Annotated in this window: 18 protein-coding genes and 1 pseudogene; 5 read left to right on the plus strand and 14 right to left on the minus strand. The window is 59.0% G+C overall.

Annotation, left to right across the window (positions count from 1 at the left end; all coding sequences use genetic code 11):
- Window positions 1-100 precede the first annotated feature (100 nt).
- The 3 genes and pseudogenes from EC9_RS27345 to EC9_RS15865 all read right to left on the minus strand — a co-directional run bounded on the left by EC9_RS27345 (window position 101) and on the right by EC9_RS15865 (window position 1,309).
- Window positions 101-232: a hypothetical protein gene (locus EC9_RS27345; protein ID WP_391556739.1), complete on the minus strand. Its 132-nt coding sequence runs from the start codon at window positions 230-232 to the stop codon at window positions 101-103.
- A pseudogene (locus EC9_RS27020) lies at window positions 233-891 on the minus strand (siderophore-interacting protein); the annotation flags it as partial.
- A complete protein-coding gene (locus EC9_RS15865) occupies window positions 848-1,309 on the minus strand; it encodes a MarR family winged helix-turn-helix transcriptional regulator (RefSeq protein WP_145346697.1) in 462 nt (153 codons plus the stop codon). The gene EC9_RS15865 and the pseudogene EC9_RS27020, both read right to left, overlap by 44 nt.
- Before the next feature lie 218 nt (window positions 1,310-1,527).
- On the opposite strand from EC9_RS15865, the gene EC9_RS15870 reads away from it, so the two are divergent.
- Window positions 1,528-2,739, plus strand: a complete 1,212-nt coding sequence (locus EC9_RS15870; RefSeq protein WP_145346698.1) for an alpha/beta hydrolase fold domain-containing protein — start codon at window positions 1,528-1,530, stop codon at window positions 2,737-2,739.
- Window positions 2,740-3,174: 435 nt separating this feature from the next.
- Here the strand turns inward: EC9_RS15870 and EC9_RS15875 are convergent, their stop codons facing one another.
- The 11 genes from EC9_RS15875 to EC9_RS15925 form a co-directional block, all read right to left on the minus strand.
- Window positions 3,175-3,522: a hypothetical protein gene (locus tag EC9_RS15875; protein WP_145346699.1), complete on the minus strand. Its 348-nt coding sequence runs from the start codon at window positions 3,520-3,522 to the stop codon at window positions 3,175-3,177.
- Window positions 3,522-4,157, minus strand: a complete 636-nt coding sequence (locus tag EC9_RS15880; protein WP_145346700.1) for a vitamin K epoxide reductase family protein — start codon at window positions 4,155-4,157, stop codon at window positions 3,522-3,524. The genes EC9_RS15875 and EC9_RS15880 overlap by 1 nt, the downstream gene beginning before the upstream one ends.
- Window positions 4,158-4,240: 83 nt before the next feature.
- The gene (locus EC9_RS15885; RefSeq protein ID WP_145346701.1) at window positions 4,241-5,296 is read right to left on the minus strand and encodes an NAD-dependent epimerase/dehydratase family protein; all 1,056 of its coding nucleotides are present in this window, start codon (window positions 5,294-5,296) and stop codon (window positions 4,241-4,243) included.
- 111 nt (window positions 5,297-5,407) lie between these two features.
- Window positions 5,408-6,526 carry an AI-2E family transporter gene (locus EC9_RS15890; protein WP_218934184.1) on the minus strand — a complete coding sequence of 373 codons (1,119 nt, stop codon included), beginning with the start codon at window positions 6,524-6,526 and terminating at the stop codon, window positions 5,408-5,410.
- Window positions 6,527-6,724: 198 nt separating this feature from the next.
- On the minus strand, window positions 6,725-7,822 hold the full coding sequence (locus EC9_RS15895) for a c-type cytochrome (RefSeq protein ID WP_145346703.1): 1,098 nt from the start codon (window positions 7,820-7,822) through the stop codon (window positions 6,725-6,727).
- Entirely contained in the window at window positions 7,819-8,481 is a 663-nt protein-coding gene (locus EC9_RS15900; protein WP_145346704.1) for a cytochrome c oxidase assembly protein, read from the minus strand. Before EC9_RS15900 ends, EC9_RS15895 begins: the two co-directional genes overlap by 4 nt.
- Entirely contained in the window at window positions 8,481-8,882 is a 402-nt protein-coding gene (locus tag EC9_RS15905) for a transmembrane prediction (protein WP_246105714.1), read from the minus strand. The genes EC9_RS15900 and EC9_RS15905 overlap by 1 nt, the downstream gene beginning before the upstream one ends.
- A gap of 8 nt (window positions 8,883-8,890) precedes the next feature.
- Complete coding sequence (gene ctaD / locus EC9_RS15910; protein ID WP_145346705.1) at window positions 8,891-11,449, minus strand: cytochrome c oxidase subunit I; 2,559 nt, start codon at window positions 11,447-11,449, stop codon at window positions 8,891-8,893.
- Complete coding sequence (coxB, locus tag EC9_RS15915; RefSeq protein WP_145346706.1) at window positions 11,446-12,369, minus strand: cytochrome c oxidase subunit II; 924 nt, start codon at window positions 12,367-12,369, stop codon at window positions 11,446-11,448. Before coxB ends, ctaD begins: the two co-directional genes overlap by 4 nt.
- Window positions 12,370-12,435: 66 nt before the next feature.
- On the minus strand, window positions 12,436-12,642 hold the full coding sequence (locus tag EC9_RS15920; protein ID WP_145288818.1) for a hypothetical protein: 207 nt from the start codon (window positions 12,640-12,642) through the stop codon (window positions 12,436-12,438).
- Between the two features lie 164 nt (window positions 12,643-12,806).
- Window positions 12,807-14,288 (minus strand): hypothetical protein, encoded by a 1,482-nt coding sequence (locus tag EC9_RS15925; protein WP_246105715.1) that lies wholly within the window; start codon window positions 14,286-14,288, stop codon window positions 12,807-12,809.
- Between EC9_RS15925 and EC9_RS15930 the strand changes: the two genes are divergently transcribed.
- The 4 genes from EC9_RS15930 to fliD all read left to right on the plus strand — a co-directional run bounded on the left by EC9_RS15930 (window position 14,269) and on the right by fliD (window position 22,204).
- A complete protein-coding gene (locus tag EC9_RS15930) occupies window positions 14,269-14,883 on the plus strand; it encodes an anthranilate synthase component II (RefSeq protein ID WP_145346707.1) in 615 nt (204 codons plus the stop codon). The two genes, EC9_RS15925 and EC9_RS15930, sit on opposite strands and share 20 nt — an antisense overlap.
- On the plus strand, window positions 14,880-15,440 hold the full coding sequence (locus EC9_RS15935; RefSeq protein ID WP_145346708.1) for a DUF447 domain-containing protein: 561 nt from the start codon (window positions 14,880-14,882) through the stop codon (window positions 15,438-15,440). Before EC9_RS15930 ends, EC9_RS15935 begins: the two co-directional genes overlap by 4 nt.
- 722 nt (window positions 15,441-16,162) lie before the next feature.
- Entirely contained in the window at window positions 16,163-19,000 is a 2,838-nt protein-coding gene (locus EC9_RS15940) for a flagellin N-terminal helical domain-containing protein (RefSeq protein ID WP_145346709.1), read from the plus strand.
- Window positions 19,001-19,159: 159 nt separating this feature from the next.
- A complete protein-coding gene (gene fliD, locus EC9_RS15945) occupies window positions 19,160-22,204 on the plus strand; it encodes a flagellar filament capping protein FliD (RefSeq protein WP_145346710.1) in 3,045 nt (1,014 codons plus the stop codon).
- Window positions 22,205-22,236: the final 32 nt, after the last annotated feature.

Raw genomic sequence — 22,236 nt, forward strand, 5'->3', positions numbered from 1 at the left:
AGGCGAATTCACCGACGGGCCGCCGCTGATGCGCGACGGCCCGTCGAGCTGTGGTTGTGGGAAGCGGGGCGATTCGTACCCGCTAAGCCTTCAACGGGATCTAGGAAACCGCAGCTGCACCCTGTTCGCTGTCGTTGCGTTTGGCGACTTTGTGTTCGTCTTCGGTTTGGCCGATCTTCCAGTAACTCGACAGATAGAGATGGGAGTTCGGTAGGTCGGCTCGCTGTTTCAATAGCCGCCTCAGGTTCCGCATGCTATTGAATTCGCAAGCGGCCCAAACCGCGGGGGTACCTTCCAGCCATGGCAACGTTTCGACTTTCGACGGCAGGAACTCTCCGTTGGGATCGGGATGCGGGTTGATCTCCCATCGCAGTCCATCTTTTCGGGATGGTCTAGCGATTGGATGTCGGATTCGCTGAGCACCTCGATCACAGCATATCCGACCGCGTCGGCGGGCAGCTTGCTCAGGTTGACGCTGATTGCGGGAAGAGCCGACATGTCGCCTGCTAACAGAAACCAGTCGGCCTGATGCTGGATCAACTTCTTCGGACCCGGTCCACCAACCAGAATACGGTCGCCTGGTTGCGCGTTGGCCGCCCATGTTAAGGCGGGCCCCTTTGCGTCGTGGAGGGCGAAGTCGACATCGATTTCCGTCGGGCGTTGGTGCCGGATCGTGTAGGTTCTCAGAATGGGGCGTTGGCCCTCACCCTGAGGAAAGATCAGTTTGATATAGGCGCTCTCCTGATCCTCCGGAAAGGATGCAAGCGCGTCGCCGCCGAGCGTGACCCGCAACATATGTTCGGTGAGCGAAGTTGTTCGGATCACTTCGAGTTCGATTGGAGTAGGTTTAGCCATCGCGTTGAGTTCCTCTCTTGGAAGTGCCGCCGTCATCGGAATTCTCCATCATCGCGGCGGCAATGCGGATGAAGGTTTTGATTTCTTTGCTACTTAGACCGTGGGTCATTTGCGCCGCCGCCTGTTTCTCCACCACTTCGAGTTTCGCAAGGATCTGTTTCCCAGCGGATGTTAGAACCAGGAAGTGGCTGCGGCGATCTTGCGGATTCGCCATCTTGTCGATGAGTGCGGCGTCGGTCAGTTCGTTGAGGAGGCGAGCGAGTTGCCCTTTGTCCTGGTTCATTCGCTGGGCAATCGAACTCGCCGTACACTCGGGAATCCGGCCGATACATTTCAGGACGCGGAGTTGGGTGATCGGAAGCGAAATTTGCTGCGTTTCGATGCCCGCGCGGAGCTGCCGTTTGTAGGCGTGCATCAAGCGGTGCAGGGTATCGCTGAGCGAGGGTTCAGTCATCTTGGACTCCACGGATAGTTGACACTGTCAACATTATTACATGACGGTTGACTTTGTCAACTATCTGGCTCTTGCATGCGTAACGGCGATCGCGCTGCAGAAATGGTGCGCCGCTGCAGTGACTACCGGACTGGGCGTCGTTTCGATCGCACGACAATGGAGGTGCTACAATCGGTTTTCCACCGGAACATTCGCTTTCTTTGAGTGTTGATAGGAATATGAAATACAACTTCGCCCTACTGCTTTGTTCTTCATTGATCGCGTCGGCTGGATTCTGTCAGGAGTCAGAAAGGCCAGCGGGAGAGGCTGCCGATCGACGGGCGGCTTTGCTGAAACGATTCCCCGAAAGCGATACCAATAAGGATGGCATCCTGTCGGCCCGCGAACTGGCGGCCCACCTGCAGAAGCAGCGCTCGGGACCGGAGGGAAAAGAGCGACTGAAGCAACTGTTGAAGCGTTTTCCCAAAGCTGACGCGAACAAAGATGGCGAATTGGGCTGGCAGGAGGCTCGCGACTACCAAGCTGCCAACGCGAAGAACCGGACGCCGCAGACGCGTCGCAATCGCGCCCCCAAAGTCGTCGCGCCGGTTCCCGATGTCGCGTATGGCGATCATCCGTTGCAGCGGTTTGATCTTTGGCCGATCCCCGATGCCAAACAGCCGACGCCGCTGGTGATTTTCATCCATGGCGGTGGTTTTCGCGGCGGCGACAAATCGCTGATTCGCCCCGACACGATCGACAAGTTTCTCGATGCCGGTGTTGCCGTTGCCGCGATGAATTACCGGCTGTCCGATTCGGGCCCCTATCCGATCATGATGCACGACGCCGCTCGCGGCCTACAAACGCTGCGGCATCGGGCCGACCAATGGAACATCGATCCGCAGCGCGTTGTTTGTTTCGGCGGTTCGGCTGGCGCGGGAATCAGTTTATGGCTCGCCTTCCACGACGACCTAGCCGACCCCAGCAGCGACGATCCCGTCGCGCGGCAATCGACGCGCATTGTGGCGGCCGGAGCGATGAACGGCCAACCCGCGTACGATATCCACCTGTTTCGCGAGTGGTTTGGTCTCCCCGATCTTCAGCCGGGTCCTGCCCTACCCGCCTTCGTGGGAATCGAAGACGAATCGGAATTCGACAAGCCCGAGATCCGCGCGTTGATGAAAGAGGCCTCGCCGATTTCGCACCTATCCGAAGATGACACCGCTGCGGTTTACATGTTCTACAGCCGCCCCAACGTTCCGGTGACTCTCGAGACCGAATCGTCGGTTTGGGTGCATCACGTGCGATTGGGATTGGCGATGCAGAAAGCGATGGAGCCACTTGGGCTGCAATGCATCGTCACCGCCCCCGACATCAAAGCGGAGAATCCCTACGAGTCGATCGAAGCCTTCTTGATTGCCAAGGCGTCGGGTGAAACGTCGGCACCTTAGTGGAGCGATCGAGAAGTTCGCTTCCATTTCGCGGCGAGCTCAACAGACGCCGCTCGCGTCGTCGCAAGGTCCGCTCCCCAACGCTGAACACGATTCTATCATCGCTCTCTCCACCCTTCTCCTTGATCGCGGTATCGGAAATGGAACCGAAGGGCGTTTGAAGATTCTGCCTCACCGTCGTGGTGGGTTGGAATCGCCGTGATATTAAGAAGCGGATGCTTAGTTAAAGTGGTCCTTTCGCGGTCTCCGCACCACAGGCCGACACACATTCATCGCGGGCATGTGCCGGCCTCCGGCCTTTCGGCTTTGGGGCCTTCTCGGGACCGGAGGCTTGCGTCTCCGGCAGTTCTTGTGTCGGCCTCCGGCCTTCGAAGCGTCCAGCACACCTCTTGTTGTATCGGCACTACATTCATAAAAGCGGCTTAATGTCCGCTTCTAGGCGTGGTCGACCTCTTTTTGCCACACCCGCGGTGGATCGGATGCTTCGTTGGGAATGATCGCGATCATCATCAGAAACAATCCGACAACGATGTAGTTCTGTTGAAAGGGGGGCGGAGGAAGTTCGGCGAATCGGCCCCAGATCAACATCCCGGTGGCGACGATCAGGATTCCCACGTGCGCGTAGCGTGTGGGCGGCCAGTAGGAGAGGGCTGCTAGCGACGCGATCATCAAGGCGTTTAAAGAATTCAGAATCAACAGCGTTTCGCTGTGATCGCCCGCGAATATGTATGGGCTGAATACCATCCAGGCCGCGGTCATGATTTCGACGACTCGTCCCCACATCACTTCACCTCTCGGGCTAAAAGGCTTTCGGCAGCGCGATCCAACGGTTCGCTGCGATTGCCCCAAAAGGCATCCCACAGTAGCCGGCGGTCGCAATTCTGTTTCCAAACGATCCACAGATAAGTCAACGCAACTCGCACTTCGTCCCACGCCCAGTAGACCAGGATCAAAGAGATCAGAGCGGTCATCAAACAGAGAAAGCACCACGATCCAACAACCAGTCCTTGAACCGCCACCAGAATGACACTGACGATTCCCAGTGGAATCACATCGATTCCAAAGAGGACCACCAACCAGGGGCGATACTGCCAACGGCGTGGCGAACCGGCTAGCCCCAGAACCGCATCGCCCAGGTAGGCGAGCACTCCCAAGGCGGCATCGTGAATTCCCAACATCCGGTACATTTGCAAGGCTGTGTCCGACTTCAAGACGTTGTTCGATCCGTCGCCAAAAAACGGATCCCAGACCGATTCGATGAGCCCCCACTGAAACAGCGACAGATGGACCGAGATCCCCGCGGCGACAAAAGCCAGCAAACAGATCGGGATCCGTTGGGACCAGGCCGACGGATTGTGCTTGTACGGCGGCACGGGCCGATCGAGATCGTGGCAGGGGATGGTGGCTTTCAAAAACATCGATGACTCTTCTAAAAAGGCACGTCTGGCTTAATGTGCGGTTCGTCCGGGCTTCAGGTTCGCGAGATCATTGCCGAAGCAAACTACTTCAGTCCGTTCTGTTGATACCATTGGTCGGGATCATCCTTCAGGGCATCGATCATCTTGGGCACGCAGTCGATCAAGCGATGCCGGGGTTCCCAATCGAGCAGTTCTTTGGCTCGCGCGATGTCCAGGGCGTAGTGGTCGTCGGCCATGTCGACCATGAATGGTTTGATAAACGCATCGCCGCCGGAGAGCGTGTCGGTCACGGAGGCTCCCACCTTGGCGAGCGACGGTGGCACGTAGAGCGTCGGCCAGTCTTTGCCGTGCAGCCGCTGACCGATCGCGTCTTGGAGGGTTTCGTAAGACGGCGGTTCGGGCTCGCCGATCAAGATCGCCGTTTTTGGTTCGATACGGGATCGCCGCTGGACGGTGGCAACGATCGCGGCGATCGCGTCGTCGCAGTGAACCGCAGCTTGCCCCGCCGCGGTATCCCCTGGGAAGAAGTGACTTTGAAAGTCGCGTTCATAGATCCGTTTGATCTGTTGGACGATCGTCGGTTGGCGTCCGTAATCTGTATAGACGCCGGCGATTCGAAGCACCACCGATCTGACGCCGGGATGCCCCTCGCGAATCAAACGCTCCGTCGCAATCTTGCTCTCCGGATACGGCCACTTCGCCTGCAGCGGATCATCTTCGGCGATCCGTTCGCCCGGCGAGCAGGGCTGATGCACCAACATCGTGCTTGTAAAAACAAACTGTTCCAATTCGAAGTCGCTGAGTGCATTGAGCAGCCGATCGGTCCCGTTGACGGTGATCTCTTCGTACAGCGGACTCGGTTCGCCCGAAAAATCGTAGAAGGCGGCCATGTGCACCACCGAGGCCAGCCGCCCGTCGCAGCGGCGGCGGACGTCATCGACAGCACCGCGAACGTTTTCATAACTGCTGATATCGCATTCGATATCGTGAATCCAAGGGTGCCGCTTGGGCGGTTCGGGCAGGCCGACCCGATCGAATCCATAGACTTCATAGCCGAGGTCGGCCAGTTGCGTGCAGACCGGTCGTCCCAGCAAACCCGAACTTCCGGTGACGATAACTGCGGGACGATCTTCGGACATTATGGGACTCCAGTCGCTCGAAGGATGGATGAGGGATGACTCTTGCTCTCTGCAACCTCCGACGCAATTGGCATGCCAATGCGATCGCATCAACGAATGCTCAAACGCCTGCTATGCGGAGATTCGGGTCGTGGCGAGGTCGTCGCCATCTTGCTGCTGTTGTTGTTGCCGGACGACTCGATCGCGGGCGATGTTCAACAGCGCGTAGAAGAAGGCAGCGATCATCGGACCGACGAAGATGCCCCACAGCCCCATCAGCTTCAACGCACCAAGCACTGTCACCAGGGCGACCAGCGGATGCAACTTGGCTTGGTTTCCGATCACGTAGGCGCGGACGAGATTGTCGGACGTTGACACCAGAGCGGCTCCGTAGATCGCCAACCCGATCGCGGATACGAAATCCCCTTCGATCATCAACCACGTGGCAACCGATCCCCAGACTGCGGCCGCACCGATAAAAGGGATGAACGAACAGAACATCGTGACGACCATCAACAGCCAAACATTGGGGACGCCGAGGACCGCCAACGCCAACCCGGTCAAAGCGGCTTGGACGACGCCGGCGACAACGGTTCCCAAGACGACGCCGCGGCAGACTCTTTGGAATTTATCGAACAACCGCTGCTCCTCCTCGTTCTCCAAAGGCATCATCCGATGGACTTCACGAGTAAAGAGTTCGCGGTCGGCGAGGAAGTAGTAGAACGACAACGCCATGATGCACAGGCCGATGCCGAAGGTGACGATGTTGGAAATCAATCCGCGGGTTTTGTCGTACAGTTCGGCGGTAAATCCATCGGAGATCCGCGAAACCGATTCCTGAATCTGCTGCCGCTGCGGCGGATCGAGCTTCCGGTAGACTCGATTCATCGCCGAACCGACCGTCGACTTTTCCAGCTTCTCGATCGTCTCGTCCAACGCATCGCCCGAACGCCCGTCGAACCAACCGACAGCGTCGCGGCCGATCTGTGTCACTTGGTTTCCCGCCATCAATAGCGTCACGCTGATCGGCAACAAGACGACGATCATCACCAGCCCGGTTGTGACCCCGGCGGCGATGCGATCGTGCCCCGACATGATCTGTGTCAGCGATTGGTGCAGCGGCGAAAAAAGGACTGTCAGCACGACCGCGATAAAAATCGCCAGCACAAACGGTTTGATGACGTGGAAGAACAGCAAGCCGAAGAGGCCGATCAATCCGATCAGTAGCCAGAATGAAAAATGGCGAGGCATGGATTTGGGTATCGACCAGAGAATTGCGGTGCTCGTTCGGCTCCCGAGCAATCGCATGGTCGCAGATGAACCAGGTTGTTCGATCCGACCCCATGGAGGCGTTTGCGGGAGCGGCGGAACATCGGTTCCGTCGACGAAACACGAATCGCAATTGGCGTGCCGCTAATTCGGCTGCGTTCGCTCAGCAAACTTATCCCGCTAGTTTTCGAGCGGCAATTGGGCGTAGTAGTTGGCCAACGCTTCGATCTCCTGCGTCGACAGTTTATCGGCGATCGAATGCATGCGATCGACGCGCGCCGTTCCGCCGCGAGCCCGCCGTTGCAACAAGTCCAACTGCTCCTTTAAGTACCAAGCGGGTTGCCCGGCCAGTTTCGGATAGTCCGGGCTGCGCTCGATCGTTCCCGGACCGTGGCAGGCGACGCAGGCGGCGATCTTCTTTTGTCGGTCCCCTCGATGGGCCAGCGACTTGCCGAGTTCTATCTGTTCGTCGGAAGCCGTCGGTTCTGAATCCGAAGCTGCCGCCGGCGTAGACTCCTGTTCGACTTGCGTTTGCCCGGCGTAGTGGGCTGCGAGTTTTGCGATCTGCGGATCGGTCAGCCGGGCGGCGATCGGTTGCATGATCCCGCTGTGTCGCGCTCCCGTTTTGAAGGCCTGCAGCGACTGTTCGAGATACGCTTTCGACTGCGATGCGAGCAAAGGAACTCGCGGTCCGGCAGCGGGTGACGTTGCGGTTCCGTGGCATGCGGCGCATGCCTGCGCCGCAAGTCGCTCGATCGCTGAATCGGATTCCGTTTCGACTCGCACTTGGCGATAGTAGTCTTCCGCGTCCAGCTGTGACAACTGTTGTAGGAACGCTACGACCGGCCAAACATCATCGTCGCGAGCCTGAGTTGGCCAGGCGGGCATCCCGGCAAACTTAATCCCATGCTTGACGATGTAGAACAATTCGCGAGGTTCTTTATCGAGCGGCGTGCCGGGCAGGTAAGGAGGCGAGGGAGTCATGTGCCCGGCGACAACGGGAGCCGGGCTGCCTGGACGTCCGTGACACCAGCGGCAGTTGGAATCGTAGGTTGCCGCGCCCAAACGAATCATGCCAGGCTGATCCAGCGGTGGCGGCTCGATACCGGAGCTGTGGAAGTCGACCGACCGATCGCTTGCGTAGTCCAAGAACCAACGCGTGATCGGCCAATGCCCGCCGCTGGCGTTGATCGGTGCGATCCCCGAGACGAGGACAAACAAGCCGATTCCGCCGAGCCCGGCCAGCAGGATGCAAAGCTCTTTCAGTCGTCGTTTCATCGTGTGTTCGCCTTTCCAAAGGATGATCTCTTCGCCGCCCCGATCGGCATCCGGATCGAATCGACGAGATCGCGCGTCAGCCACAATCCGCCGGTCAAAAACGCCAGCCCGCCGACGACCAGCATCACCGCGCCGCCGAGATGTTGGTCCATGATCGGCGTCAGCCCTGAGCCTCCGGGATGATGGGAATAGAGCAACCGTGGCGACATGACTAACAACGCGCCCAGCAGCGTCATGTGCATCGAAGTCAACAACAGCCCGATCACCCCGGCGGCGCTGCGGCCGCGGTCTCGCGGCTGCGAACCACCGAAAGCGGACAGCCAAACCCAAACGCCAGCGGCCAGGAACATCGACTGTTCGACAACAAACCCGACCGCATCGTGGCGGGCCCAGTGATGCAGCCCAGGGGCATGCCAGGCCCAGACGATCAACAGCTCGCCAACCGATGCCGGGACGGGGGCGAACAGCTTCGGAAATCGAAGCACCGGATCCCAACGACGACCCGCCGCGGCGATCGACAACATCGGCGCCGCGACGGCAACGACCGCCATGTGCAGCGTCATGTGAGCCGCAAAGGAATGGCTGGCCATTTCCGGCAGTGGCCCAAGCCAGGCGATTGCCAAAACCAACCATCCCAAATTCCAAAGCATCGGTCGCATCAGTCACAGCTCCCGATAAAGAGGACAACCAACGCGGTGAAGAGCGTGGCGACGCTGCTGAGTGCAGCCAACAGAAGCGTCGCATAACCGATGAATCGCAACTGGTCGTCCGACGTGTTGCCGTCGTGCGGTGGCGATGCGTCGCCGTGGCGATGCTGCCTGTGACTGTGCCAGCCAACCAACGCGATCACCCCCAACGCAACAAGCGTATAAACCGCGATCGCGATTCGGATCGGCATCGCATCGCCGGTCTCCGATTTGGCGCAAACGATCGCGATCGTGAGATAGCTGGCTAGAAAATGGATCGCCCAGGTCGTCGGCGGGATCAGCAACCAGAGGATGTGATTCCGCAGCGCTCGGTAGCTCACTGTCGGCGTTGTCGTGTCGGTTGCATCCGTCATCGGTCACCTCATGCAACAAAAGGAAAGCCTGCGATCACGGCGACGGTGATCGCCGCGGTCAGCGCCATGAAGTGCCAGTAGAGCGAGACGTTCATGATGTCGGCGTCGTGGACCGCGTCCATCCTGCCCGCCATGCGTCGTGCGGCGCAGTAAATCAGCATCAGCAAACCGACGGCCAAATGAAGCGTCATCCAAAGCACCAACACGCAGACCATCGCCGGATAGACGTGGCTGGTCGGATCCATCTTGTTGGCGATCGGAGCGGCGGCGATGGTGACGCCAGCATGAATCGTCGCCAACGCCCCGATGCCGATGGCTGAATAAAACAGGGCGGGGCGATCGCGGCGGTTCCACCGGCGTGCGGCCAGAGTGCATGCCCAAGCGACGCCCACGGCAGCCAAAGCGCCAAGCGGATAGAAGATCCCCGGGCCGGGCTGGTCGGCTGGCGGAAACTGTTCGTGTACCGTCCAGTAAAAAAAGTATCCGAAGACCAACGCCATAAAGGCTGTCATGTCGCCAAGCATCGTGATGAACATCGCCCACCAACCGACCGCTTGAGGACCGGAGACGTAGAGCGGCAGACGCAGCCCGCGGCCGACGTCTTTGCATGGTTTCTCGGGGATCGGTGCGGTGCCGGTCCACAGCCAAATGATTATGCAGACCAACGCCAACAGGCCGCTGATCCCGGCGGCGGTGTACCAGTGGAACGTCGAAAGGATGAACAGGCCGCCGGTGAAGATCGCGGCAAACATCGGGATAAACGACGGCCCCGGGACGCGTAGACACTGTTGCGGATGGGCGTCCATCGTCGATGTGACCAGCGTTTCGCGGAGCCCTTCTTCGGCATCGGGAAGATAGAAATTCCCTTCGTCGACGTCGCGGACAAAGTTCGCTTGATCCCACAGCGGATAACGACTCTCGATGATCGGGATCGATCGGATTCCCCACGGTTGGTCGGGGACATCGGCCAGCCATTCCAGCGTCCCCGCGTTCCAACAGTTCCTCGCCGCATGCGCCTGCTTTCGCTTCGGACGAACAACATCCCACAGGAAGACCGCAAAGCCAGCGGCTAACACAAACGCGCCGATCGAGGAGACGAGGTTCAGCGTGTCGAAGCCCATCTCGGCCGGGTAGGTGTAGACGCGGCGTGGCATCCCGAGCAAACCGGTCAGATGCATCGGGAAGAAGCTGACATTGAACCCGATCAGGGTCAACCAGAAGGCAAGTTTGCCCAATCGCTCGGACAACTGTTTCCCCATCACTAGCGGGTAATAGTAGTAGACGCCAGCCATGATCGGGAAGATCGTGCCGCCGACCAAGACGTAGTGCAAGTGGCCGACGATGAAGTAGGTGTCGTGAGCTTGGAAATCGAACGGCGCGATCGCGATCATCACTCCGGTCAGGCCGCCGATGATGAAGGTCGCCAGGCCGGCCAACGCGAACCATAAACAGACCGAAGCGCGGACGCGGCCGATCAACAGCGTGGCGATAAAGCAGAAGATCTGCACCCCGGTCGGGATCGCGACGGCTTCGGAAGCTGCCGAAAAAATCCCGATCGTCAGCCCCGGCAGCCCGGTGGTGAACATGTGGTGGACCCACAGGCCAAAGCTCAGGAAGCCCGTTCCGACGGCGGCCAGGACGATCCACGAATAACCGACCATCGGCGTGCGGGCGAACGTGGGGACGATCATCGCCAGCAGCGCGATCGACGGCAGGAAGACGATATAGACTTCGGGGTGTCCGAAAATCCAAAACAAGTGCTGCCACAACATCGGATCGCCGCCGCGCGATGCGTCGAAGAAGGGCCAGTCGAGCGAACGTTCCAGTTCCATCAACAGATCGCCGGCGATCAACGGTGGAAAAGCGAACAGGATCATCGCGGCAACGACCAGGATGTACCAAGCGTACAGCGGGATCAGGTTCAATCGCATCCCCGGCGGCCGGCACTTCAGCACGCCGACGATCAGTTCGACGGCGGCGGCGATCGATGCGATTTCGATGAAGGAGAGTCCCAGCAGCCAGATGTCGGGGCCGACATCGGTCTGATATTCGGTGGTCATCGGCGGATACATGAACCAGCCGCCGCGAGGGGCGACGCCGAAGAAGAGCGAACCGCAGACGAAGATCCCGCCGATCAAGAAGCACCAATATCCGTAAGCCGACAGACGTGGAAAGGGAAGGTCGCGGGCTCCCATCATCTGTGGCAGCAACAGGATCGAGATCGCTTCGAGAATCGGCACGGCAAATAGGAACATCATCACGCTGCCGTGCATCGTGAAGACTTGGTTGTATTGATCGGGAGTCAGCCAATCGTTTTCGGGGATCGCCAACTGGGCTCGCATGATCAACGCCAGCACGCCGCCAAACAGAAAAAATGCAAACGCGGTGACGGTGTACCAGAGGCCGATTTCGGAGTTGTTCACCGCCGACCAATACCGCCATCCCGTCGGCGTCTTCCACGGTTCCAACAGCCGCTTCTCTTGATCGGTCAGTTCCGCCGCGGGAGCTGTCGTCGGATCGGACGTCGGGTGCGATTCGGGCTTGTTGCCGTCGGGATGGTCACTCATTTCAGCCCTTCCAGAAACGTGGCGATCTCGGCGGCTTGCTGTCGATCCATCGCGTGGAACGCCGGCATGTCGACGCCCGGTTTCACGAGGTCGGTCTCGGTGATCCAGCGGACGAGATTGTCGCGATTGTTCGGCAGCAGCCCCGCGGCGATGCTGGGACGCGATCCAAAGTGAGTCAAGTCGGGCCCCATGCTCCCACTGGCCTGAGTGCCACGAATCGCATGGCAGGCGTGACAGCCAACGGCAAAGAAGTGATTTTCGCCAGCGACCGCATCGGGTTCTTGCGAGGAAGCCGTCGGTCGCGTGAGTTGCTTAAGCCAGGCGTCGAACTCATCGGCTGGCATCACGACGACGTCGAAGTTCATCTGAGCGTGCGCCGCACCACAGAACTCGGCACAGACGCCGCGAAAGGTTCCGACGCGCGTCGGATGCAGTTTCAACCGCGTTTGGCGGCCGGGCATCATGTCGACTTTGCCTCCCAACGCCGGGATCCAAAACGAATGGATGACGTCCTCGCTGTCGAGTTTGAATTCGACGGGGCGGCCGACGGGAAGCCGGATTTCGTTTGCCGTCTCGACGAGGTGTTCATCGCCGACGCGGTAAGTAATCCGCCACCACCAACGGACGCCGCTGACGTGGACTTCCAAGCTACCCTCGGGAGCCGGACGCTGCAGTTCGGGCATCATCGGGAGAGACGCACACAGCAATCCGGTCAGGACAATCGTCGGGAAGACCGCTCCGCCACCGATCACCCAACGCTTGATCGTCTGAGGATTATGTTGGCCGGGTTGGTAGATCGCGTAGACAGCCAGGCCAACGACGATGATCCAAATTAGAACCGCCCCGGCACTCATCCAATAGAACAACAAAGCGATCGCCTCGGCAGCTTGGCCGGCGGGTTGGAGCGTCGATTGGGGCATGGGGAGCGTTGATCCAGGTCGGCTGAAATGAACAAGTCGATCGGAATTTGAGGCGTGCTGGAAAGATCACGAATCGCCGGGGAGAGGCGTGTCGATATCGACGTCGCCGTCGGTCGAGGGTTGAAGGTCGAGAGGCTGGTCACCGATCTCCAGCTTGGGAATCTCCGCTTCGATCCGCGTCGCGTCGTCGGTCGTTTCAACGTTGCCGTCGCAACCGCAAAGGCAGAGCAAAAGTGGGGCGATGGCTACGGATTGCCATGGATGAAATTGCATCGGAAGAATCCTGTCGGGTTGGAGTGTGCTTCGAGTTTGCGGGCTTGCAATGCAATCAGCATGCCAACCGATTTGGTTCGCGGCCGCAGACTGTTACACGCTGTGATCGTGTTGGCTGCAGAGCTGCTCGGTCCGATCGATTGCATGGTTTTTCGATCCGCCGATCAAATCTCTTCGTCGACAAAGATGATGTGGCGGAAGTAATGCTGCGATTCAAAGCTGGCTCCCAACGCTCCGATCAACAGCCCCAGCGAAGCGCTAAAGCCCGACATGCGGACAAACGTTGCCAGGCCGATTTCGCCAGCTCGTATTTCGTTGGAACCGGCCCATGCGGCGATCAGATCACCATCGAAGAGGAGCCAGGAAAAACTGACGCCGATCACCATCAGCACGATCCAGGTGACGGACATTCCCAACAGCACGATCGCTAGCGCCGAGGTCGACGTGACGACGGTTTGTTCGGTGTGCTGGCGTCCGCGACGGACCAGTAATTGTTGGCGGAAGACGACGTAGATCGTGGTAAGAATCAGGCTGGCCAAGGCGAGCGTCGCGACTTCGCCCGCGGTTTGCGAGAGCCCAAGATCCCATGCTTCGGCGGTCATCAGGAGGATCGCAACTGTCGAGACCGCAGCGATCGTCAGGCGACTCAAATGGCGTGGGAACTGCCACGGCCGAGCTCCGATCACCGCTTGAGCGATCTCGCGTCGGTTGATCCACGCGGCGCGGACCAAAAACGCGATTCGGCTGGCCGGGCGACTGGTGCTCTCTTCGAGCCGCTGGTCGGCGATCTCGGCCATCGCGTCGTGCATCGCGTCGATCTGCGGCGGAGCGAGCTCTTGCATCGCATCGATCTCTTCCGCCGTGGCGGGACGAAACATCAGATTCTGCGGCGATTCCTGACCGCTGAGCCCATTCAAATGGCCGATCGCGTGCAGCATCAAGCGGCTGGTTCGATGAGCGATCGCGCGGATCCGAGCTTTCGTTTCCGCGTTGTCGTGGATCGCTGGGGGATCGATCAAGGAGAGGGAGATCACCGCGGCGTCCAGCGGTCGCGAGAGGGCGGCGAAGCAGAAGGGTGCGTAATTGCCGACGAGATCCGACGCGGTGCAGACGATGACAAAGTCCCAGTGCCGGGCGTCTCGTTCTTCGGCGGCTTGCTGAAGCAAAACGCTCGGCTGTGTCCTCCCTTCACTGGCCAGTTCCGGACGGCGACTCTGCAGCATACGGAAGCGAAACTCCGGCATCATCTCGCTGAGATCGCGACGCGTCTGTTCGATTGCCCGCGATGCGCTCTGCCGGTCGACATCGTCCAACGGCCCGGCGATGATCACGCCGATCTCGATCAGTCCGTCGGCGGATGGCGTCGCAGCAGGGCTGTGGAGCATTGGAATCCTGTGGTTGATAGAAGCGTTTTTCGCCAGGAACCGATGCCCTCGCGATTCCTTGTGCTCTGCAAGCGTCGTGCCCGAACCGCCGATAGCGATCGCAGCGGCAGCAAAATCGCCTGATTGGTCGCTGACGAACCAAGCTGTAGGGGAAGCGAGCAGTTGGCAGGAGAAGGAATTGTGCCAGCGGCGGCGGGGGATATCCTGGCTGGGAAGGATGCAAAGCGTTAGAATCGCGGCGATGTTACTGGTGCTCGACAACTACGACAGCTTCGTCCACAACCTGGCTCGCTACGTGCGGCGTCAGGGGCATCAGACATTGGTCGTTCGCAGCGACAAGATCGACGGCGACGATGTCGAATCGATGGCGCCGGCGGCGATCGTCTTGTCTCCCGGGCCACAGGCTCCCGATCAAGCGGGGGCTTGTCTGGAGATCACTCGCCGATTTGCGGGGCGGTTGCCGATCCTTGGCGTTTGTCTGGGGCACCAGATCATCGCGCAAGCGTTTGGCGGGCGGATCGTTCGCAGCGAGCCGATGCATGGCGTTCCCAGTTCGATCGAACATTGTGGCGACGGACTTTTTCGCGGCTTGCCCAATCCCTTTCCCGCGGCTCGGTATCATTCGTTGGTCGCCGATGCGGCGCAGATTCCCAACGTACTAGAAGTCACCGCGTGGACCGATCGGGAGGTTGGCGATTCGGGAGATCGATTGGTGATGGGACTGCGTCATCGGGAGTTTCCGATCTTCGGAGTTCAATTTCATCCCGAATCGATCCTGACCGAACATGGTGATGAGATGCTTAAGAACTTTTTGGAACTCGTGACTCCCGCCGAACCGACGGGGGCGAACCGATGATCTTGGAGAGTCTTGTCACATCGGTCAGTGCCAGCGGGGAATTAAACGTCGCGCCGATGGGACCGATCGTCGACGCGGGGATCACGCAAATCCAATTGCGGCCGTTTAAGACGTCGACGACTTACGGCAATCTTCGCGCGACCTCGCGGGCTGTGGTCCATGTGACCGACGATGTGTTGATGATCGCACAAGCTGCGATCGGGCGGATCGAACCGCCGCCGGCGGTCAGGCCGCTCGACGGTGGATGGTTTGTGTTGGAAAAGGCGAGTCGTTGGTTGGCGGTCGAAGTCGTGCGGTGGATCGACGATCCGCAGCGTCCCACGGCGGATTGCGCTATCCGAGCCGAAGGAACCGGCCCGCCATTCTTTGGACTCAATCGAGCCAAACACGCTGTCGTCGAAGCGGCGATCCTGGCGACGCGGACTCATCTGTTGCCCGCGGCGGAACTGTTGGCTGATCTGGAACGCCTGCAGGTCTTGGTCGATAAGACGGCAGGGGATGCCGAACGGGAAGCCTTTGCTCTTTTGCAAGCTACGATTCGGCAGCGGGTTGGTTAACAGACCCCGATCGATGAAAAAGATTATGGTTTTCTATCGTTTTGGAAAACCCGGAACACCCTGCTAGCCGATGCATCCAGTGTAGGCAAACTGGGTTTCATACATTCCCTCAGAGAGTCATCCTTCGTGGTGTCGCTCTCTCTCGCCTGGGAGCCGACCAACGATCCGATTCTGCAATGCAAGACGGCCCATCATCCTCACCAAGCGGCTACATCTACCGGGTCCTGTAGAGGTCCGAGGGAGGGCTGAATCCCTCGATTTGAGAGTTGAAAGAGTCGCATACGTCAATAGTTCGGGAAAAGTTTGCGACGGTAAAACCGATGCAATCGTCAAGGTCGCTACGCCTGTAAATCGATTGTAGCGGTTGTAGTGAAGGTAGCGGGGGGGAAGTATTAAACGAAGGAAAAGCCAACCTTGTTTTCACAATGCTAACAAACATTCCCGATCTATACTTCGTCGGAGACAGGGGGTCAGTAGCATCTGTAGTGCTACCTCTCCCGATCGCTGGCAGCCAACGATGCGTCGAGTGAACGTGTTGTTGGTGAAGGACGCCGTAGAGTCGCGAAGTCGAATCTCACGAGCAACCCGCAGAACGCCGTCGCGGTCAGACGCCCGGTCCACGTTTCAGCTTTGTTGTGGTTCCGCGCCACAAAGGGTAGCCCGCTTGATTTGAGCGGGTCCAAGTACAGGTCCACGTTGAACCGCATAGAGGGAAAAAAAATATGACCCGGATTAATACTAACGTTCCATCGCTCGTTGCACAAAACCGATTGCAATCATCCAACGGCGATTTACAAGAAGCACTGACTCGTTTGAGCACCGGTCTTCGCATCAATTCGGGATCGGACGATCCGGCGGGTTTGATCGCTAGCGAAGCGCTGCGAAGCGAAATCACCAGTTTGAACAAAGCGGTCAGCAACACCGAGCGCGCCAACCAAATCATCGCGACCGCCGACAGCGCCCTGGGACAGGTGAGCACGCTGTTGAACGACGTTCGCGGCCTGGTTGTTGAAGCGGCGAATAGTGGAGCTTTGAGCCCCGACGAAATCGCGGCGAACCAATTGCAGGTCGACAGCTCGTTGGAAGCGATCAACCGAATTTCGCAAACGACAACATTCCAAGGTCGCAAGCTGTTGGATGGAAGCTTGGACTTCCTGACCAGCGGCACATCGAACTTCGACAAGATCGAAAACATTCAGATCGACCAAGCCAACTTGGGCAACCTTGGCAAGATCCAAGTCGATGTCTCGGTTCAAGAAGCAGCGACAAAGGCTTCGGTGGCGATCGAAAACGTTCCGGCTTCGGGTGCCGGCACGGGCAAGATCACCCTGACGAATTCGACCGGTGCGGCGGATGAAGCGAAGACCGACCCCTTGACGACCGCTGGCGGTGCAGACTTCACCGTCGACGTCCTCGATGGCAGCAGCCTCGATGGCATTGCAGGAAACGAACTGTCCGTCGATATCGCCAGTGGCGAGACGACCGCACTAACGCAATCCACCTCCGCGGTGAAGGTACTTGCTGGCGGTGGCAGTTTTACCATCTCGGCGAAAGAGGGAGGTGCCCTGGACGGTGCAGTAGGCGACGCCGCAACGGTTCAATTTGCAGCTGGCAACACCGCGACCGCTCAAGCCGAATCGGGTGGGTTCGACGTCAACGGCGTGACGGGTGCGTTCACCGTTTCGGCAAAAGCTGGCGGAGCATTCGACGGAACCGCTGGTAATGCACTGACAGTTAATATCGTCAGCGGTACTCCCGCCAGTGGTGCCGCTTCGGTCGCCGAAGCGGCGGGTGTCGTGACGATCACCGTCGACGATACGACCGGTGTGACTTTGGAAGATATCCAAACTGCTTTGGCTGGCGATGCCGATTTCGAATTCAACGTTGCTGAAGGAAACGAAGAAGTCCTCTTCCGATCCGATGGTACGGACGATACCGCAGGAGTCTCGCTCAGTGCCGGAACCGCGGGTACCAACGCAGCGGCTTTGGTCAGCCGAACCGGCGATGCGTTGACGATCACCGTCAATGACCTCTCGGATCAAACGTTGACCGACATCAAAGCGGCTTTGGAAGCGAACGACGATTTCAAAGACGACTTCAAGATCCAATTGGGAAGTGCTGGAACCGACGTATTCGCATCATCGGGAGTCACCGATGACGATGGCGCGGCACTGACGTTCACCGGCGGATCCAACGCCGCGGCGGAAGTCTCGTTCGCCGATGGCAAGTTGTCGATCACCGTCGACAACACCACCGCGCACAACCTGTCGGTGATCCAAGCCGCTTTGGATTCTTCGACCACGCTGTTGGACGGCACCGACACCTTCAGCGATCTGTTCGCTGTGACGATTAACGCCGACAACGTCTTCGCCACCGACGGAAGCGACGACCTCACCGACCAAGCATTCAGCGGTGGTACCGGTTCGACGGCAACCGATGAGATCACGATCACCACGCCACAAGGACAAGAGTTCAACGGCACGATCACGATCGACAGCAGTGGCGACACGGGCGGAGCGGTTACGGCGAGCGTCGATGAAAACAACAACATCACGATCACCGTCGACGACGACTCCGACACCGATCTGGCCGACATCATCGCGGCGATCGAAAACGATCTGACCGGTTATTCGGCTGAATTGACGACCAACGATGGCGACGGCATCCTGCACATCGCCGACGATTCGATCGCAACAACCGAAATCGAAGATGCCGACGATGGTGGTATCACCGCCGACGTGGTCTTCGAATTGGCCGGTGCCACGGGTTCGGAAGTCTTCAACATCAGTGCCGGCACCACGCTGGAGCAATTGATCTCGCAGATCAACCTGGTCTCCGAAGCGACGGGCGTCACAGCGGTTGCAAACGGAACCACGCTGGAATTGAATTCCAGCGAATACGGATCGAAATCGTTTGTCGATCTGAAGGTCATCGAAGAGGGTGAAAACGGAACCTTTGGTGCCGCAGTCAACGAAGGAGATCGGGCGACGGGTACCGACGTCAAGGCGAAGGTCAACGGCGTCGATGCTAGCGGCGACGGCAACAAGCTGACGATCAACACCGGAACGCTCGACCTGAACATGTCGGTCGAAGCGGACTACGTCGGTTCGATCGAATTCGACATCAACGGTGGTGGAGCCCTGTTCCAACTGGGTAGCCAAGTTGTTGCGAACCAACAGGCTCGCATCGGCATCGGCAGCGTGAACACCGCTCAATTGGGTGGAGTTAGCGGCAAGTTGTTCGAATTGGGCGAAGGTGGTCGTGCTGCTCTGGGAACCGATCCCACCGCGGCGGCAGCGATCGTCGACGAAGCGATCGATCAAGTAACCGGGCTTCGCGGTCGATTGGGTGCGTTCCAACGAACGACGATCGAAAGCAACTTGGTCAGCTTGAACGACACCGTAGCGAACCTGCAGGAAGCGGAATCGAGCATCCGCGATGCCGACTTCGCTGCCGAATCGGCTCGCCTGACGCGTGCTCAGATTCTGGTTCAATCGGGTACTTCGGTCTTGTCGCTGGCAAACCAAAACCCACAAAACGTGCTTTCGCTGCTGGGTTAATCCCCACCAGGAACACCTATTAAATCTCGACACGGCGGTTCGATTCATTCGAGCCGCCGTTTTGCTTAGGCCGATAGTAACGGTTATGCGGGTTGTCACCCCTTCGATCCGCAGCCCAATTTAAAGCCCTTCGATCTCTGCTGCCCAAACGGTTATACCATGGGAACTATTCAATCATCTGTCGGTTTGATCACCGGGATTCCGATCCAGGATACCGTCGAACAATTGATGGGAATTTCGGCGCGGCCCCGCGATTTGCTGTCGTCTCGTACCGCGGCGCTACAGCAGGAACAGGTCGCGATCACCGAATTGACAGCATTGGCTGTCGGACTCGATCTGGCCAGCGCCGCGTTTGGCCGCGAAACGCTCTACGAGACGACATCGGTCGCCTCTTCGAACAGCGAAGCCCTGTCGGTCACTCAGACCGCCGATTCGGTCAATCTGCAGAATCAACAGGTCCGCGTGGTCCAATTAGCGCAGACCAACAGCTTCGGTTCCCGCGATCTGGGCAGCAGCACCGAATCGCTCGGCTACAGCGGACAACTGAAGATCGAAACCGGCGGTTTCATCGACAGCAGCGCCGCTCTGGAAGATCTTAATGGAGGCCGCGGTGTGGAGCGCGGCCAGATCCGAATCACCGATCGCAGCGGCAATTCCGCGATGATCGACCTCAGCGGCGCCACGACGATCGACGACGTCTTGGCGAGCATCAACGAATCGACCGACATCGATGTCCGTGCATCGACTTCGGGCGACAAGATCGTGTTGACCGATAAGACGGGCAAGACGCTATCAAATTTGAGTGTCAGCGAAGTTGGCGGCGGTTCGACAGCGTCCGATCTAGGCCTGCGCGGGATCAATACCGCAAGCGATTCGGCCAGTGGACGCGATATCTATTCGCTCTCCGCAGCGACTTCGTTGTCGAGTCTACGAGACGGCCGCGGCGTCGGCTTTGCCGGTGAAGATGACATCGCAATCACGCTCCGCGACGGGACCGAATTGTCGATCGATTTTGGCGACTTCTCCCGCGAAGCAACGAACGCGTCGGGAACAACGACTGCCGCCGATCCCAACGCCCGTCTGACGATCGAAACGGTCGCGGCAGGAGGCGATTACGACGGCTTGGAAGTTCTGTTTGTCAACGATGTCGGCGTCGCCGCGGGAAGCGAGACGGTCGAACTGTTGGAGGGAACTTACGGCAAACAACTGGTTTTCCATATCGACGAGGGGAACACCACCGCGACAAACATCGCCGATGCGTTGGCTGGCAACGAAGAATTGTCGGCGCTCTTCACCGCAACCGCCGGAGGCGATGGATCGGCAGCCGTATCGACCGCCGATTTCGCAGTCGTCGACGGGGGCGCGGCGATCGATCCGCAATCCAATCCAACGATCGAAGACTTGTTGCGCGTGCTGAACGAAGCCGATCCCAAGCTGCAGACGAGCCTGTCGGCTTCCGGAGACGCGATCGAGTTGACCGACCTCAGCGAAGGGACCGGAACGCTGACGATCGCCGATGCCGAAGGGAGCACGGCCGCGTCGGACCTGGGACTCGTCTTCGAAGGCGAAGCCGATTCGACGACCGGGATCGCGCTGCAATCGGGTCTGCAATCGGTCAGCCTGAGTACGTTGGCTGGCGGAGCCGGCCTGGGAACGCTGGGAACGATATCGATCACGGCTCACGACGGTTCGACCGCCGACGTCGATCTGTCGGCAGCCAACAGCGTTGCCGATGTGATCACCGCGATCAACGAAAGCGGACTCGACATCGAAGCCGACTACAACGACCAAGGGACCGGGATCGCGATCCGCGATCTGACCGGCGGGACGACCAGCAACTTAAAGGTCTCCAGCCTCGACGAGACTGCGGCGAAGTTGGGCCTGGAGATCGACACGACCGATACGTATGCCAACGGCAACAACCTGCGGGCTCAATACGTTTCGCGGAACACCGCGTTGTCGGAACTGAACCAAGGCAACGGCGTGGGGACCGGTTCGTTTACGATCCAGGACTCGACGGGGCAAGCGTCGATCGTCAGCCTTGGCGCTTTGGAATCGCAAACCGTCGGCGCTTTGATCGACCAGATCAACAGTCTCAGCATCGGTGTCGAAGCGAGCCTGAATGCCGACGGCAACGGAATCCAGATCGTCGATACCAGCGACGGCGAGGGGACCTTAAAGATCACCGATCGCAACGGTCGCACATCGGCTGCCAGTTTGGGTATCGCCGGAACGGCCGAGTCGCGCGTAATCGATGGCAAGGTGACCAGCGCGATCGTTGGTTCGCAGGGCATTTCCGTGAACGTCAATGCATCGGATACCGTCGCCACGATCGCGGCGAAGATCCAGGACGCTGGGCAGTACGCATCGGCTTCGGCCGCTGGTGGACGCTTGGAAATCCTCAGCAAACGCGGAGGCACCGACGGCCGCCTGGCCGTCTCGACCACGGGATTCGATATCGGACTGCGGCAGACAGCGTCGGCTCAGGATGCCGTTATCGAAGTCGGCGAATCGGGAACTGCGACGCTCTTCCACAGCAGCGACAACGTCTTCAGCGACGCGATCAGCGGGCTCTCCTTAACCGCCAAGAAGGTCACTGATTCGGCGGTCGATGTCGACGTCACGAAGAACAACAGCGCTGTCGTCAGCAGCGTTACGAACTTCGTTTCGGCCTACAACCGCTTGGTCGATCGGATGGATGCGTTGACAGCGTTCGACGAAGCGACGCAATCGGTCGGCCTGCTGTTTGGCAGCGGCGAAGTATTGCGGATGCAGTCCCAGCTGGGAAACCTGTTCACCGGACGGATCAACGCCGCCGGCGACATCAAATCGCTCGGCGAGATCGGTGTCCGATTGTCCGATTCGGGCAAGATGACCTTCGATACCAGCAAGTTGACGGCAAAGCTGGAGACCGATCCCGATTCGGTCAAAGAATTTTTCACGACCGAAACGACCGGCGTGGCGGCTCGGATCAAAGAGACAGTCGACAAGCTGGCCGGTGTCGGCAACAGCGTGCTATTGAACAAAAACAATTCGCTGCAGCAGCGGATCGAAACCAACAACGATCGTATCGCATCGTATAACGTGCGGCTCGAATCGGAAGAGGCGCGGCTGTACAAGCAGTACTACGCGATGGAAGAAGCGATTTCCAAGCTGCAAACCAACCAGAGCTTCATCGGCAACATCGCACCGATCACGATGTAGCATGACGATCGACGCGAGCCCCCGATGCCGAC

This window comes from Rosistilla ulvae (assembly GCF_007741475.1).
GTDB classification, from domain to species: Bacteria; Planctomycetota; Planctomycetia; order Pirellulales; family Pirellulaceae; genus Rosistilla; species Rosistilla ulvae.

Bases quoted from the DNA above. Each gene is read 5' to 3' on its own strand.
- EC9_RS15865 (WP_145346697.1), bottom strand. From the start codon at position 1,309: ATGACTGAACCCTCGCTCAGCGATACCCTGCACCGCTTGATGCACGCC.
- EC9_RS15870 (WP_145346698.1), top strand. From the start codon at position 1,528: ATGAAATACAACTTCGCCCTACTGCTTTGTTCTTCATTGATCGCGTCG.
- EC9_RS15875 (WP_145346699.1), bottom strand. From the start codon at position 3,522: ATGTGGGGACGAGTCGTCGAAATCATGACCGCGGCCTGGATGGTATTC.
- EC9_RS15880 (WP_145346700.1), bottom strand. From the start codon at position 4,157: ATGTTTTTGAAAGCCACCATCCCCTGCCACGATCTCGATCGGCCCGTG.
- EC9_RS15885 (WP_145346701.1), bottom strand. From the start codon at position 5,296: ATGTCCGAAGATCGTCCCGCAGTTATCGTCACCGGAAGTTCGGGTTTG.
- EC9_RS15890 (WP_218934184.1), bottom strand. From the start codon at position 6,526: ATGCCTCGCCATTTTTCATTCTGGCTACTGATCGGATTGATCGGCCTC.
- EC9_RS15895 (WP_145346703.1), bottom strand. From the start codon at position 7,822: ATGAAACGACGACTGAAAGAGCTTTGCATCCTGCTGGCCGGGCTCGGC.
- EC9_RS15900 (WP_145346704.1), bottom strand. From the start codon at position 8,481: ATGCGACCGATGCTTTGGAATTTGGGATGGTTGGTTTTGGCAATCGCC.
- EC9_RS15905 (WP_246105714.1), bottom strand. From the start codon at position 8,882: ATGACGGATGCAACCGACACGACAACGCCGACAGTGAGCTACCGAGCG.
- ctaD (WP_145346705.1), bottom strand. From the start codon at position 11,449: ATGAGTGACCATCCCGACGGCAACAAGCCCGAATCGCACCCGACGTCC.
- coxB (WP_145346706.1), bottom strand. From the start codon at position 12,369: ATGCCCCAATCGACGCTCCAACCCGCCGGCCAAGCTGCCGAGGCGATC.
- EC9_RS15920 (WP_145288818.1), bottom strand. From the start codon at position 12,642: ATGCAATTTCATCCATGGCAATCCGTAGCCATCGCCCCACTTTTGCTC.
- EC9_RS15930 (WP_145346707.1), top strand. From the start codon at position 14,269: ATGTTACTGGTGCTCGACAACTACGACAGCTTCGTCCACAACCTGGCT.
- EC9_RS15935 (WP_145346708.1), top strand. From the start codon at position 14,880: ATGATCTTGGAGAGTCTTGTCACATCGGTCAGTGCCAGCGGGGAATTA.
- EC9_RS15940 (WP_145346709.1), top strand. From the start codon at position 16,163: ATGACCCGGATTAATACTAACGTTCCATCGCTCGTTGCACAAAACCGA.
- fliD (WP_145346710.1), top strand. From the start codon at position 19,160: ATGGGAACTATTCAATCATCTGTCGGTTTGATCACCGGGATTCCGATC.